Origin of the sequence: Sphingobacterium sp. Lzh-3 (genome assembly GCF_046764375.1) — a bacterium.
GTDB lineage: Bacteria > Bacteroidota > Bacteroidia > Sphingobacteriales > Sphingobacteriaceae > Sphingobacterium.
Map to the genome: position 1 here is coordinate 2283276 of NZ_CP177226.1, position 14275 is coordinate 2297550.

General features: G+C 40.9%; 12 protein-coding genes. 7 read left to right on the forward strand and 5 right to left on the reverse strand.

Annotation, left to right across the window (positions count from 1 at the left end; genetic code table 11):
* Positions 1-13: 13 nt before the first annotated feature.
* Genes ACLCDV_RS09295 through ACLCDV_RS09305 form a run of 3 tightly spaced genes read right to left on the reverse strand, consistent with a single transcriptional unit; the run spans position 14 to position 2158 of the window.
* Positions 14-691, reverse strand: coding sequence for a YiiX family permuted papain-like enzyme (locus ACLCDV_RS09295; RefSeq protein ID WP_317667502.1), 678 nt, complete (start codon positions 689-691; stop codon positions 14-16).
* Between the two features lie 16 nt (positions 692-707).
* Positions 708-1664 carry a hypothetical protein gene (locus tag ACLCDV_RS09300; RefSeq protein ID WP_411973498.1) on the reverse strand — a complete coding sequence of 319 codons (957 nt, stop codon included), beginning with the start codon at positions 1662-1664 and terminating at the stop codon, positions 708-710.
* 2 nt (positions 1665-1666) lie between these two features.
* Complete coding sequence (locus ACLCDV_RS09305) at positions 1667-2158, reverse strand: hypothetical protein (RefSeq protein WP_336834612.1); 492 nt, start codon at positions 2156-2158, stop codon at positions 1667-1669.
* Positions 2159-2842: 684 nt separating this feature from the next.
* On the opposite strand from ACLCDV_RS09305, the gene ACLCDV_RS09310 reads away from it, so the two are divergent.
* The 5 genes from ACLCDV_RS09310 to ACLCDV_RS09330 all read left to right on the forward strand — a co-directional run bounded on the left by ACLCDV_RS09310 (position 2843) and on the right by ACLCDV_RS09330 (position 7717).
* Positions 2843-3655 carry a hypothetical protein gene (locus ACLCDV_RS09310; RefSeq protein ID WP_411973499.1) on the forward strand — a complete coding sequence of 271 codons (813 nt, stop codon included), beginning with the start codon at positions 2843-2845 and terminating at the stop codon, positions 3653-3655.
* 10 nt (positions 3656-3665) lie between these two features.
* On the forward strand, positions 3666-5156 hold the full coding sequence (locus tag ACLCDV_RS09315; RefSeq protein WP_411973500.1) for a nicotinate phosphoribosyltransferase: 1491 nt from the start codon (positions 3666-3668) through the stop codon (positions 5154-5156).
* Positions 5146-5928, forward strand: a complete 783-nt coding sequence (gene nadE / locus ACLCDV_RS09320) for an NAD(+) synthase (protein WP_317667495.1) — start codon at positions 5146-5148, stop codon at positions 5926-5928. The genes ACLCDV_RS09315 and nadE overlap by 11 nt, the downstream gene beginning before the upstream one ends.
* 169 nt (positions 5929-6097) lie before the next feature.
* Positions 6098-7009 (forward strand): hypothetical protein, encoded by a 912-nt coding sequence (locus ACLCDV_RS09325; RefSeq protein ID WP_411973501.1) that lies wholly within the window; start codon positions 6098-6100, stop codon positions 7007-7009.
* Between the two features lie 3 nt (positions 7010-7012).
* Positions 7013-7717, forward strand: coding sequence for an NUDIX hydrolase (locus tag ACLCDV_RS09330; protein ID WP_411973502.1), 705 nt, complete (start codon positions 7013-7015; stop codon positions 7715-7717).
* A 163-nt stretch (positions 7718-7880) separates the two neighbouring features.
* Here the strand turns inward: ACLCDV_RS09330 and ACLCDV_RS09335 are convergent, their stop codons facing one another.
* Both ACLCDV_RS09335 and ACLCDV_RS09340 read right to left on the reverse strand, forming a co-directional pair.
* Complete coding sequence (locus ACLCDV_RS09335; RefSeq protein ID WP_411973503.1) at positions 7881-8441, reverse strand: hypothetical protein; 561 nt, start codon at positions 8439-8441, stop codon at positions 7881-7883.
* Positions 8442-8490: 49 nt separating this feature from the next.
* Positions 8491-9048 carry a hypothetical protein gene (locus ACLCDV_RS09340; protein ID WP_411973504.1) on the reverse strand — a complete coding sequence of 186 codons (558 nt, stop codon included), beginning with the start codon at positions 9046-9048 and terminating at the stop codon, positions 8491-8493.
* 174 nt (positions 9049-9222) lie between these two features.
* On the opposite strand from ACLCDV_RS09340, the gene ACLCDV_RS09345 reads away from it, so the two are divergent.
* Positions 9223-11700 (forward strand): SEL1-like repeat protein, encoded by a 2478-nt coding sequence (locus ACLCDV_RS09345; RefSeq protein ID WP_411973505.1) that lies wholly within the window; start codon positions 9223-9225, stop codon positions 11698-11700.
* 25 nt (positions 11701-11725) lie between these two features.
* On the forward strand, positions 11726-14275 hold the full coding sequence (locus ACLCDV_RS09350; RefSeq protein WP_411973506.1) for a WG repeat-containing protein: 2550 nt from the start codon (positions 11726-11728) through the stop codon (positions 14273-14275).

Consider the following 14275-nt stretch of genomic DNA (forward strand, 5'->3'; position numbering starts at 1 on the left):
GGGGCGAGCCTGCTTAATAATTACTCGTCACCGTAATCAACAATGGACTATTAAAAATTGAGGCGGGTGATATGACCGTTTCATTCAGCGGAACGCTGTTACCATAACGCTCTTTCAGCTTAGCTTTCACTTCGGGGCTGCTTAAATCAAAATCTTTCAGTTTCTCAAGTTTCCCGACTTCGATGCCTGCTCCACGCTGGTATATTTTCCAGATCAATTCCGAGCAATAGATCTTATCGTCTGACCATTCGAATGTCGCGTCGTAATTTTTGCCGATAAAATCTTTGCCGATTGCTTTCATTTTGGCCAGTTTCGAATTGGTCAGTAGCTGGTCTGCATTTTTGAGGCGCTTGACCGCGTAATGCTGCTTTTCGCCACGCTGAATCCAGTGTTCTAACTTCGTAACAGTTACGGGCTGTACGGCTTCCAGTACGTAAGGTTTGCCCTGCTCGTAAAAAATAATCCCACAATGGGAATACAGAGAACGCGTTGCTAATTGGATGGCCTTGCATTGCGGTGAAATAGAAGACTGAAAGATCATATCGCCATCGTTGAATTGGGGTAGTTTTGAGTTAGCCTTCGATTGCTTAGGACCCATTGGCTTTTTTTGCGCATGAACTGGCAGTGTTAGCGCTGCGGTGATCACAAGATAACGAACAAGGGATATCAGGTAAATAAGTGTCTTTTTCATTGTTTTATTTCTGAATTTACTGAAATAGTTTAATGATTTTCTTCGACTTGGTCCTTTCGGCGAGTTGAAAAGCAGATAATACGTCGGATCCATACTGATATACTTTCTCTTTAGCGGCACCTTTCTGCAAAAGATACGCTATGGCTATGTTGTTTTTCGTTAAGATCGCTTTTCCTAGTAGTGTACATTGTGTGAAGCTATAATCGGCTTTAACTTCATCTATACCCAGACGGTTCAGACTATTTAAAGAGCTTTTACGGATAAAATCCATGTCGTTTTTTTCTATCGCCGCCTTCAGTACTTCGAAATCATCGACTTGTTTGTTTCTGGTCAGAAATAAGTGATGAAATTGTTTGGCAATAGCATACTGATCCTTTTCTAAAATCCGATGAATGGCATTGCTGCTAAACTCCTCCACTGTAGAAAATCCATGCAGCTGACTAAAAAATAAAAGTATATTTTCAAAAGGGAGCTTGGTTGCTTCCAGCTGCATTAGGCCGTTCAAATCGTTCGTGTCGAATAAGTTCTCCATGTGTCTGAGGCTGTCCAAAGCGATGAATTGAAATTCAGGTTGATAGTCCGCGAGCCAATTGGAGGATTTTGGTATTACAAAGTTGTTTTCAGTAACCCTATAGTTGATGGAGATAGCCGGTTCGGCATAGTTGATTATTGTTATTGTGCTGTCTGATAGTTTATAATATTTTGAACGAAGATGCTCCGCAGTTGCGGTCGGGAAAAGTCTGTTGAGATTGATCTGTATAGCGTATACGCCCATGGTGTCCACAGGCAAATTATAACAAAGCGTCCCTTGGTCCGTAATGTAAAAGGGTAGACTGTTTCCTGGCTGCTGCTGTGACTGAAAAACGATCTTGTTTTGATCTGCAAACAACGATGTTGCAAGGCCGGCTAGTAAGTAAAGAAGGCAAAGACCTCTTTTTAACCCTAAGCGATTCATTGGATAAAATGATCGCATGACTAATCGTGGTATTGTTCTAAAAACTGATTGATCTGATTGGTTAATCCAAACGATTCGGTTTCCAGTAAGTTGATCTCAGCTTGTATCTCAAGTGTAGTCGGCGACAAGATTTGTTTTTGATAGACCTGAATGTCCAGTTCCAAAACCGCTAATTGCAATGCTAGAAGCTGTTTGCCTTCTGTTGTATGGAGTTGTAGTTCATTAAAAGCATGTTTTAATCGTTCCAATTCAGCGATGGATTTTTTGACGTCATTTTCATCGGCCTTGCCAAAGTTTGGATAGGCTTCTCCCAGCGTACGAAAAGCATCCAGGTATTCTTCCTCGGACATTTCGTAAATATTCGAATAGAGCATATTGTACGCATCAATGGCGTCATAGGTATCCGCATCCATTAAGTCTTCGCGATAGTCCTCGACCAATTGTTTGATGTCTTGAGATTCAATTTGTAAGATTGACTCAATATCCTGTTTGATAAGATTGGCTAATTCCATGCTTTATGCTTAAGTAATTCAAATTCTTTGCTAGCACATTTGTGGGCTGACAAAGAATTTTGTGACTTTGGTATAGACAAAGATCATGTTTTATCGCAAAATTTCAATCCCTATAATCAGCTAATTTTTATTGAAACTGTCTCTCAGCGGTTTTTTATCATCTGAACATTTCCTATAGGCCTGTGTAGTCAACATTTGCATCGCATTTTTCTGTCTTGTAGTACGTGTTTTTCTTTTGACCCGTTATCAAACGAAGAGCGGAAAGCCGTAGTAGCAAAAAAAGGGATCAGAGCGGCATCAAATTTTACCTTTTAACATTGTTTGTTCATTGCTTGTTCAGTGATGGCTCAGTATATACTGTATAATCAATGACTAATGACTGTCTAAATAGTGATTAAAAATTGTTATTAGATATGAGTTGGTATCCGTATGTTTCGATTTAATACTTATCCTGATTAGCTATATGCTAATCAGGAAATCAGTTTCATGTTCACTATTTAGAAATGGGGGATGAATTTTTTGCTACGTTGTTTTATTTAAATTATTTTACTGATATACAGTGTTATATGTGTTGTTGTTTGATTTTATGAGTAAAAAGTACTCAACATATTTTGCAAGCTTAAATTTAATCTTCATATTTGTTGAGTAAAAAGTACTCAATAGTGAAAATCAAAATTAAAAACTATGATTGTATTAAATAAGCATCAGATAGTCACAGAGCAATTTCCAAATGGGGAGACAAAAGTGAAAGATTTTGATCAGTTGATCTTAAAGAACAATCTCATTGAATTTACTTATCAGGAGGACGGGGATTTAATCCGCTTGCTTTTTGTCAAAAAGCGATTGGATGAAACCGAAGCTGAAACTTGTCGGTTACTGATCCGTTATATGCCTTATAGCCGTATGGATCGCAAAATTGAAGGTGATTTATTCACATTGAAATATGTGTCGGAGTTTATCAATAGTTTGCAATTTGATGCAGTATCTGTTGTCGAACCGCATTCCAATGTGACGCTGGAGCTGCTGGCGAACAGTGTTGGGATTTATCCGGCATTGGACTGGTTGCCACAATTAATGGAAAAACTTGATTTTTCGGAATCAGATCGGATTGTTTTCCCGGATAAAGGAGCTGCGGCACGTTACATCAACAGCGGCTATGAAAATAGCTGTGTTTTTGAGAAAAAGCGGAATCCACAAACAGGCCGGATCGAAGGGATGGAACTTAAAGCCGGAGATATTCCGCTCGGCGCAAAATGTATTATTGTCGATGATCTGTGTTCGGCAGGGGGAACATTTCTTTGGGCCGGGAAAATATTGAAAGAAATGGGAGCCAGTGCAGTCTATCTTTTGGTCACACATTGCGAACCCCGAATTTTTAAAGGGAATCTGCTGGATGATGATTCACCCATAACCAATGTCTTTACCACCAATTCCATGATGGATACCGAGCACCCCAAAATAAATTATATCAACTTAACGACTGAAAGTTATGTTTAAATCAATGAGCATGAATCCAATACTTTGGACAGATGGTTATAAATTGTGCCATAAGGATCAATACCCTGCACATACGCAATGGGTTTATGAGACTTGGACGCCACGCATGTCACGCATAGAAGGCATTAGTCATGTTGTGTTTTTTGGATTACAGGGGGCCTTGGCCGAAATCACGAATTCATTTGATGCAAACTTTTTTGCTCAACCGGAAGAAGAGGTCGTGGCGGCTTACGAAGAGGCAATAGCAGCTGTTTTTGAAAATACAAACGCAAAGTTCGCCTCGATGCATGAATCGAAACATATTCGCGACCTACATCGACTGGGGTACCTTCCAATCAAAGTAGATGCTTTGCCGGAAGGCAGCCTGGTGCCTATTGGCGTGCCAATGTTTACCATTGAAAATACACATCCCAATTTTTTCTGGCTTCCGGGTTATCTGGAGACACAATTATCGGCCTATATCTGGTCACCGATGACAGCAGCGACAATTGCAGATCGCTATAAAAGATTATTGACGGGTTTTGCCGAGAAAACGGGCGACGTCAATAAAGTCTTTACCCAAGCTGGTGATTTTTCCATGCGTGGCATGGGCTCTCCTGAAACGGCTTATCGTACAGCTGGGGGGCATCTGTTGAGCTTCGGTGTCTCAGCTACGCTTTCCGTTAGGGAGTATCTGAAATCCTACTATCATGCAGAAAGTGATGTGATGATGTACACCCCGTCTACGGAGCACAGTGTGATGTGTTCCTACGGTGAGGATGAATTGGAAGCATTTCGGCATCTGATTACCAAGGTATACCCAAGTGGAAATATTTCCATCGTATCGGATACGTATGACCTCTGGAATGTAGTTGACAATGTATTGCCGAAACTGAAAGATGTTATTATGGCTAGGGAAGGAAAAGTTGTTATTCGCCCCGATAGTGGCGATCCTGTAAAAATTATCTGTGGTGATGTGGCATCTGATCGCAGTACTGTTCAGAAAGGTATTGTCGAACGTTTATTTGAACTTTTTGGCGGTACGACCAACAGCAAGGGATTTAAGGAGCTGGATCCACATATCGGAGTGGTTTATGGTGATTCCATTACAGTGGATAGAGCCGATAAAATATGTCAAGGTCTGCTCGATAAGGGCTTTGCTTCCACCAATACCATATTGGGAATAGGCTCTTATACCTATCAATATGTTACACGCGATACTTTTGGTTTTGCGTTAAAAGGAACTGCCGAAATTATCAATGGAGAATTTAAAGCAATTCAGAAACGTCCGGCTACAGATACGGGAAACTTTAAGAAGTCACAAAAGGGTATGGTGGCTGTGGTATTTGAAAATGATGAATTTCGTTTAATAGATAACCTGAATCCACAAACTATAGCTGAACTGGAAAGTAGAAACCTACTCCAAACCTGTTATTTGGACGGTGAATTTACACACACAACGCGTTTTGAAGAAATAAGGAATAGATTGAAAACTGAAACAATTCGAGTATATGGAAAATAGCGTAAACAAACCGTTTTTCATCCAGGATGAAAACGTTGCACAGTATGCACAATTGATGGCATCCTGGATTGCTCAGCAAGTGAAATCTGCCGGCCGTCAGGGACTTGTACTAGGAATGAGCGGTGGTATCGACTGCAGTGTTGTGGCCTGCTTATGCCGTCTGGCACAAGTGGATGTTCACTTGATCATGATGCCCTATGGCAGCGATATGAATAATAGTAAAAGCCATCAGCATGCGATGGAGCTTATTCAGAAGTTTGATTTTCCGTTTCATGTGTTTGACATTCAGCCTGCTGTGGATGCCTTGGCAATTCACCAAGAACAATTTGTCGCCGGAGCCACAGCCGCTAACCGCGCCTTGAGCCTAGCAAATATTCGCCCACGTGTGCGCATGACATATTTGTATCAATTTGCGCAACTGGGCAGTAGATTTGTTATTGGTACGGGGAATATGGCCGAAGCTACAGTAGGTTATTTTACGAAATGGGGCGACGGCGCCTACGATCTGAATCCGTTGGCAATGGTGACCAAACAGGAAGTATATACCTTGGCAAAATACCTGGGCGTACCCGAATCTATTCAGTATAAAAGTCCGTCTGCCGGCCTTTGGGAAGGACAGACCGATGAAGATGAACTGGGAATGACTTATGCGCAAATCGATGGGTTTATTTTGAAAGGTACATCGGGCGACCCGGTTATAGATGAACTTATTCGTAAACGTATACAACAATCTGCGCACAAGTTTGCAGCAGTGCCTACGTTCAAGGGTTAATTTTAACTAGTTAAGGCAATCGACGCAAGCACTCCATAGCAGCTAACAGGAGACAAAAACAATGTTTTAATGAAGATGATTTTTAACTGGAAGAAAAGTTTAATGGCTTCATCGTTTTGCGTAATAAATGCGGCGTTGAAATAGATATTGATTAAATAAAATGAATAGCATGATAACACCATTTGATCAGATTGTCGATGTGCAGCATATTGCCAGCGGCAAAAGGGATAATATACCGGCAATGCTGGCATTGGCAGAAAAGGAGCAGGTCCGGCCTGCAGCTTTAGACGTGAAACGGACGCTGCTTTTGGCAATAGATGTTCAGAACGATTTTATGGAATCTATTGGGAGTCTTGCGGTCAATGGTTCCAAAGCAGATGTTCTGCGTCTAACACAATGGATGTATCGTAATTTGGGCTCCCTGACACAAGTGATGTGCAGTCTTGATTGCCATTCGATGATGCAGATTTTCCATGCCGACTGGTGGCTGGATACGGAAGGAAATCATCCGGAGCCATTTACCATCATTCGCTATGCTGATGTCCGCGACGGTATCTGGCGTGCTGTGAATGGTCATACAGCCTTAGCGCTGGATTATCTTCAGCATTTGGAAGCTGAGGGAAAAAAACAATTATGTATCTGGCCATACCACTGTTTGGAGGGGACCTCTGGCGCACAGCTTGAGAGTCAATTTACGAATATGCTCTATTTTCATAGTGCTGTGCGTCAGGTAAAACCAGTTTTGGTTTACAAAGGACAGGATCCGAATACGGAAATGTATGGTATTATTAAAGCCGAGTATGATGGTAATAAATTTGTCAACCATGCTGTGCTTGAAGCAATACGGGCACACGATGCCATTTATATTGCGGGAGAGGCCTCAAGCCATTGCGTATTGGCTTCTGCGGTGCAGATTTTGGAATATTTTGCACATGATTGGTCCATCACCTCCCGTATCACCTTGTTGATCGACTGCATGTCGCCGATTGCCGGATTTGAAGAGCAAACCCTTCTGCAGTTTGACGCTTTAAAAGAAAAATATGGGATACAGATCAAATTGTCAACCGAAGTAAATTTGTAGTACATGGCAAGCTCAGCAAAAAAATATGTATATGAATATCCGAGACCTGCGGTAACGGTTGACTGTGTGATCTTCGGCTTTGATAAAAACCAGCTTAAGGTATTATTGACCAAACGTGCAATAGAACCTTTCTTGGGAAAATGGGCGTTTCCTGGAGGTTTTATTCGGGAAGATGAAAGCGCCGACGACTGTGCGCTTCGTAAACTGCAGGAGGAGGCCGGTCTCGAGGATATTTTCCTTGAACAGCTTTATACATTTTCAGACTTAACACGTGATCCGCGCGGAAGAGTGATCAGTATTGCTTATTATGCGCTTGTCAAGCCTGAAACGTATATCTTGGAAGCGGGTGCGGATATTGAAGCTGTAAAATGGTTTGGCATTGATGAAAATAAAGACCTCGCTTTTGACCATAAACAGATCTTGAATACCGCCATCGAAAGGCTCAAAGGGAAAATACGTTATCAGCCGATCGGTTTTGAGCTTCTGCCCGAACAGTTTACCTTGCCCGATTTGCACAATTTGTATGAAACTGTTTTGCAACGGTCAATTGACCGTGGGAATTTTCGAAAAAAAATCCTCAGCATGGGTTTATTGATCGACCACAGTGATAAGCAGAAAGATCGGCGTGCCAGGGCTGCGAAGATTTATAGTTTTGACAGGGTAAAATATAAAGAACTTACTGAATCGGGGTTTTATTTTGAATTATAAGTTTTATTTTGAAGTATAAGTAGAACAGGGGGAGCAGGCAGAAATGAAATACTGCCTGTTCTTATCCTGTCTAATTCGTATAAGGTCAATCTATTAATAATCGGGATTGTTTTATTCTCCTGATCTGTTGCTATTCGTGAACACCAACGAAATCAAGCCGGTGCTAACCCTGAAAATCACCACAATCATGTACTTCAAATTGATCGATCAAAGATTTTTGGGTGTAGTATTTTGCGATACGTTTATTCTTTAACAACAACGAATTCCCTTTGATTTGTAATTCGAAAATAGGCTCTTTCTCTATTTTCTTGAAGGAAAACTCCTGATTTTTGGTCTTAATCGTGAGACTGCTATCACGAACATTATACGTGAAATCTTTAATTTGATAGATTTCATTGGAATCACAGACATTGACCAAAAGCAGCTGTTTTTTATTTATTTTGATTTCTGCAAGATCACAAGCATAACATATTCCTGAAAATTCGATACCATATTTCTTGAAACTATTTTTGCTCTCCGGCTGAAGAATAGCAATCGGATAAAGCTGATTAAAAAGAGCCAGGTCATCATTGGATGTGGATTTCATCGCCTCCTTTTTCTGTAAAGTGTCTATACTGACGGGAGTACTAACTGCAATGGCTGTTTTTTTAGCCTCATTCTTTTGTTGGCAGCTAAAAAGCAATGCTATACAGGGTAGAAAAATAGTTTTTATAGTGAACTTCATGGTTGTTTTAGGTTAGTTGTACTTTTTTGAAATAGGTTATACTTGTTTTTTATTCGATATCGACCCATTTTTTTTCAAAATAGATCGTGCATACCGGTATATCTGTCGAATCGATGAATTTAGCTTGCACAAAATCACCCTTTGTGTCCACATATTTTAGTTTTGAGCCCTTACTGTCTAAGCCAGAGGTATCGTAATATGCACCCAGTTTAAGTTGGTAAGGATTATCTGCCACATCGTTGGTAAAGATGGAAAATAAAAGCAGCTTCTTAGCCTGTGTGTCTGCTTGCTCGTAACCAAAGAAGCGATGATCTATACGTATATTGGAATGCAGGCGTATAATACTGTCTTTAGCAGTCAACTTCACGTAAGCTTTGGTGACTTTATCAGATTCCAGTACACTTTGCGCATTGGCATGGTCAATACTATCCAGTTTGGCGTGTTTTGGCAATGCGGTGTCTTTTAAGACAGTATCTTTGACTGGCCTTTCCGTCGTTTTTGCGGGTGCTAGGTGTGCTTCCTGTGGCTTTGATTTTTCCTGACAGGCAATTTGCAATGAAAGAAGTATCAATGCGCCGATATAATAACTGTATTTGAAATGATTCATTGTTCTTTCCGTTACAAAATCCAAACCAAAGTTGCCTGAAATAGGCTGAGAAAAAAATCCCTGTTTTCCGCTAAATAAAAAAAATGATAAATACGGTATTTTTACAGCATTCGCATGATTCTTGTCGTATGGAATGGATTACTGCGATACAACGACAAACAGAAAAATTAGCACATGGCACATCGTATTTATATCTATAATGTAAATCTCAAGACCAAAGAAACATATCCTTCTTATCTGGCCGAATGGAATTATGAAATTCCTTTCCTGATGCTACCTTTATTTTCCGCCAATATCCGGTCCAAAGGCAGCCAGCTTTATGCAAACAAGGAAGATGGGATCGCACGACTGCGCTATTTTTATGCGTTGTTGGCTGATAGGTATCAATTGCATTATAAAAAAATATATTTTGAGCCTGTCAACAGAATGTTTGATTTTTTGGAGGCTTTGCCTTTCGATACTTTTCAAATCGATGGACGCGATGTTTTTACCATGAATGAAGAAAATGACGCGGAGCAGGCCAAAGATTGGGTGTCGGAAATAAGAATGAAGGCCGCTTTGTATGAACAAGCGGTCGAAGAACAGTCCTTAGATCTGCTGGCCCCGCTTGTGAAAGAGTCTGGTTATACTTCATTTTTAGATGCTCTTCAAACCGATTGGATTGATTATGGCTTGGGCTTATGGGCAGAGGAGCTTGTGCAGGAGAAAGGAGCAGAGGTTTTCGAAGTGGAAGGAAAACAAGGATTAAAAAATGCCAAAGGTGATATTTTGGTTGAGGCGGTTTACGATGAGATATTTGAATTCAATGACCAGGGGATTGCGGTCGTTGAATCAAATGGACTATATGGCTATATCAATGCTAGTGGCGCTGAACTGCTGTCCTGTCTATATAGTGACGCTTTCGATGCCCGGCATATCAATGGGAACAATTACGCTGAAGTGGAAGTGGCAGGAAAACGTGGGGTACTGCATTTGGATGCCAAACAGCTGAGTATACCTGCAATCTATGATGAACTCGACTGGATCGCCTATGGATTTATAAACGCAAGACAAGAAGATAGCCACATTCTCCTTTCGGCTGAAGGACGATTGATTATTTCAGATCCTGCACCCGAGCCGTTTATGTATGACTATAACAAGCTGTTCTATAACCGGCAAAAAGGAACGATAAAAAGGAAATATTACCGAATGGACGGTCAGTATTTAGGGACTTTTCTGGAAGGTAGTCTGGAGCCGCTAGCCAATCGATATTTTTGGATTAAACCCAATAAGCTACAGCCAAAAATTGCCGTCATTCAACCCGATGGTAATATCTTGGATGAAGGAATTGACCGAATCATCGTGTTGGATGGCTATCGAAGTATTGCCTATCTCAAAAATAAAAGATGGCAGATTTACTCGCTTGAGCAGGGGGTATTTCGACTGATGGATAGCCTGATAGATAAAGTAGCTGTAGATAGCATACAGCAATACCGTAAAGATATTTTTGTCGTGAGCTGTGCTCAAGGACTGGGGATTTATGATGCTCTTCGAGGGGAGTGGTTACTTGAACCTGCTATTGACCGTCAGAAAATCGAACATTGCTTTTTGGATTTTATGCGCATACACTGTGCTGCTGGAATGCGCTATTTCGATACGAAGCTTAACTTTTGCAGTGAGCTTTACGATTATATTTGTTCGCCTTTTCATTATCCAGCGCTTGAGGCAATCTCAGGCGAACTCCTGTTGCTTTTTAAGGGCGAGAAGATCTTTCATCTCGACCTAAACCGGAATGTGATAGAGATGCCCGAAACAGCATTCGGGCATTTATATACAGAACGTTATCAGTTACAGGGGCGTGATCAAAGCTATTTTGTGCAGTTTTACCAAGCCTGGACGAAACGCAAGGGTGATGGATATGAACAGTATTTCGATAATGACACACTTCTTGAAAAGGGGAAGAAGCTCGATGCTGAAGGGAAGGTATCCGAAGCCATTCGGCTGCTCAAAATCGCGGCCGATCGGGGCAGTGCAGACTGCCAATATTTCCTTGGAAATATCTATACCGACACAAGCTACGAAGGGATGGATATCGCAAAGGGAAAGTTCTTCTATGAACAGGCAATGGCGCAGAACCACGCTCAGGCATGGAATAACTGGGCCTTTCTCTATGCGACAGCGCATGGTGTTGAATTGGATATTTCGAAGGCCTTAAAAGGGTATCAACAAGCTGTTACGCTTGGAGAGGCGCAAGCCATGAGCAACTTAGGGAATTGGTATTACGAAGGAGCCTATGTGGAGCAGGACTATGCCTTAGCTTTAGATTACTTTAAACAAGCTGAAAAAGCGGGTATCCCCAACGATGCGCAAATGGCAGAAATCTATTATCAAAAACAAGATTACGCGAACTTATTGCGTTATTTAAAAAGGGATACCACAAATCAATTTGCTGCTATTTATTATGGGATTTTGTATGAGGAAGGACTGGGCGTTAAACAAAGTTTGCCAAAAGCGATCCGTTACTATGAACAAGCCAATGAAGAAAACGTGTATGCCTATGCTGTCAATCGTTTGCTGCAGCTGTATGCTGCGCATGGAGCTGCAGCAAACGCGGATAAATACGAGTTTTGGTTAAATTTTGCTAAAGAAAATACTGTTGAAATTGATCAATAGGAAGAGAATTATTATCCCATAGAAAATGGCTCATCGCATATATATTTACAATACAGATAAGAAGGATCAAGATTACTTTCCGCATTATTTAGGGGAATGGAATTATGTGATTCCGCCGCTTTTTTTACCCTTATTTGCTGCTAATCCGAAGGCAAAAGGTACCTTGGTTTATTCCGAAAAGGAGCCTGGAATCCGTAAGCTTCGCGCTTTTTATGATTTGCTCATTCATGAATATAGGTTAAATTCAGATGCGTTGGCCATGGCTGCTATCGGGAAACTGTTCGATTTTTTGGACGGTTTGCCCTTTGATTACTTCCAGCTAAACGCGAGTGATGTATTTAACATGAGCGATGTTAAACATAGTCAACAGGCAAAAGATTTTGCATTTGAAATCTATGAGAAGAATTTGCCCTATGAAAAAGCAATCGAAAAACAATCCATAGCTGAGCTCGAATCTATTTTGATACCCGCTGGTTATACCTCTTTTTTAGCGATGCTCGAGCTGGAATGGGGCAACTATGGCTTGGGCTGGTGGAATAGCGAAGCGATTGATAGTCTCGATAATCAATTTTTTGAAGACCAGGGGCTTTGGGGGATACGCAATGCAAAAGGGGAGGTGAAGGTCGAAGCAAGCTATCAGGAAATTGGTGATTTTGACTATGAAGGGATCGCTGCCATAAAGAAAAATGACCTGTTCGGTTATTTGAATAGGGGCGGCGAAGAAACTATTCCCTGTATTTATTCATCGGCAGCGCCAGCCCAATATGGGGCTGGATCAACCGTTGGTAAGGTGAGCTTAGCTAAAAAGTACGGATTGATCAACATCGGAAATGGAGAAATAATCATACCGCTTGAATATGATGAACTCGAAGATTTTGCTTACGGTTATTACCAGGGAAAGAAAGATCAGCAATACTACATTATCGACGCCCAAGGTCGGTTCTTTAATGTGGTGGGTGCAGACAAACCGTTTGACATAGATTATGATGGATTTATCTATCAAGATATTCCCGAAAATAAACTGCGTCATTATTATTCCAACAGTGGTATTTTACTTGGTGCTTTTGCCAGTGGTGCACTGAGCGAACTGCTGTTTGATTTTTATGCGGTCAATTTGAATAACAAAAAGAAAAAATCTGTTTTGTCTCCAGATGGAACTATCCTGGTCAAAGATGTTGATATACTCAATGCTGGAAACGGTCGCGGTGCATTATTCTTTGCCGATTCCGGCAGCATTCGTTTGTACGATCTGGAAGCCCGTGCCTATGTACTGCAAGACTTGGTAATGCAATCCGTTCAAGGGGGAACTGATTTCGGTAATGGTGCCTGGGATTGCTATATCATCCAAACAGCTGCCGGAAGTGGGATCTATCAGGCTGCTGAAAAGGCCTGGCTGATCCCGCTCTCAACGCACTATGTGAAAATTGTATATGCTGCTGTGATGGATTATTTTATTCTGAAAGACCATTCGGGAAGATATTACTATTTTGACGCAGTGCAAAGGGCCCTCAGCTCCGCCTATGATTATGTCTGTGCAAGCGTCAATCACTATCAGGATCTGATGTTATTGCAAGGTGACCTCTTATATAAAAAAGGCTACGATGGTGTGGAAGTAATTCAAGAAGAACAATATGGCCAATTTCTGAAGAAGCTGGATCAATTGTCAGGGGAAGATTTTGATGTATGTAGTCGTTTTTTTGAACGATGGAAGAGTGCAAAGGGCGATAATTTTGAATCCAGCTATGATAGTTATACCTTGTATCATATGGCCTTAGACTGCTACCGGCAGGGCGATGTTGAAAAGGCGATGCGCTATTTTACCTTTTCTGCCAACCAGGGAAATGAAAGCAGCATGCATGAACTTGGGAATATCTTTACGGATACCGATAGCGAAGACAATCGTTTTTTAGATTTGGACAGGGGAATTCAATATTATGAACAGGCCGCCCAAAAAGAATATGCCCCTGCCTGGAATGCAATTGGCTACCTCTTTCAGTATGGAATCGGCTATAACAAAGACTTGAAAAAGTCATTTGATGCTTACATGAAAGGAGCCGAATTGGGGAATGGCTATGCTTTGTCCAACTTAGGTTACTTTTATTCAAGTGGGACCTATGTTGAAGAAGATCTGGAAAAAGCCCTCACTTATTATCAGAAAGCGGAATTAAAATTAGTTGAAAATAACAGCAATATAGCCGCTATCTATTACAGTTTGGAAGATTATGATCGTCTATTGGTTTACTTGAAAAGAGATAAGGAAAATAGTTATTCCAATATCTATTATGGATTGCTCTATGATCGGGGACTGAAATTTAAAAAGGACAGTAAAAAAGCGATCCACTATTTTGAGCGTGCCAATGACTACGGCGTTTACGAAAGTGCCACAGCGCGCTTATTGGATTATTACAAGAATGATCCTACATTTAGAAATCAGGAAAAATTTGTCCATTGGTTAGGTTTTGCAAAAACCAATGAACTGGATATCGAACAGGATTTATTGCAATGGGATAATCAGTCCGAAGATTCAAATGTAAGTTCTTCCTTTTTTAGTAAACTATTTAAAAAGAAAAATTAA

Bases quoted from the DNA above. Each gene is read 5' to 3' on its own strand.
- ACLCDV_RS09295 (WP_317667502.1), bottom strand. From the start codon at position 691: ATGAAAAAGACACTTATTTACCTGATATCCCTTGTTCGTTATCTTGTG.
- ACLCDV_RS09300 (WP_411973498.1), bottom strand. From the start codon at position 1,664: ATGCGATCATTTTATCCAATGAATCGCTTAGGGTTAAAAAGAGGTCTT.
- ACLCDV_RS09305 (WP_336834612.1), bottom strand. From the start codon at position 2,158: ATGGAATTAGCCAATCTTATCAAACAGGATATTGAGTCAATCTTACAA.
- ACLCDV_RS09310 (WP_411973499.1), top strand. From the start codon at position 2,843: ATGATTGTATTAAATAAGCATCAGATAGTCACAGAGCAATTTCCAAAT.
- ACLCDV_RS09315 (WP_411973500.1), top strand. From the start codon at position 3,666: ATGAATCCAATACTTTGGACAGATGGTTATAAATTGTGCCATAAGGAT.
- nadE (WP_317667495.1), top strand. From the start codon at position 5,146: ATGGAAAATAGCGTAAACAAACCGTTTTTCATCCAGGATGAAAACGTT.
- ACLCDV_RS09325 (WP_411973501.1), top strand. From the start codon at position 6,098: ATGATAACACCATTTGATCAGATTGTCGATGTGCAGCATATTGCCAGC.
- ACLCDV_RS09330 (WP_411973502.1), top strand. From the start codon at position 7,013: ATGGCAAGCTCAGCAAAAAAATATGTATATGAATATCCGAGACCTGCG.
- ACLCDV_RS09335 (WP_411973503.1), bottom strand. From the start codon at position 8,441: ATGAAGTTCACTATAAAAACTATTTTTCTACCCTGTATAGCATTGCTT.
- ACLCDV_RS09340 (WP_411973504.1), bottom strand. From the start codon at position 9,048: ATGAATCATTTCAAATACAGTTATTATATCGGCGCATTGATACTTCTT.
- ACLCDV_RS09345 (WP_411973505.1), top strand. From the start codon at position 9,223: ATGGCACATCGTATTTATATCTATAATGTAAATCTCAAGACCAAAGAA.
- ACLCDV_RS09350 (WP_411973506.1), top strand. From the start codon at position 11,726: ATGGCTCATCGCATATATATTTACAATACAGATAAGAAGGATCAAGAT.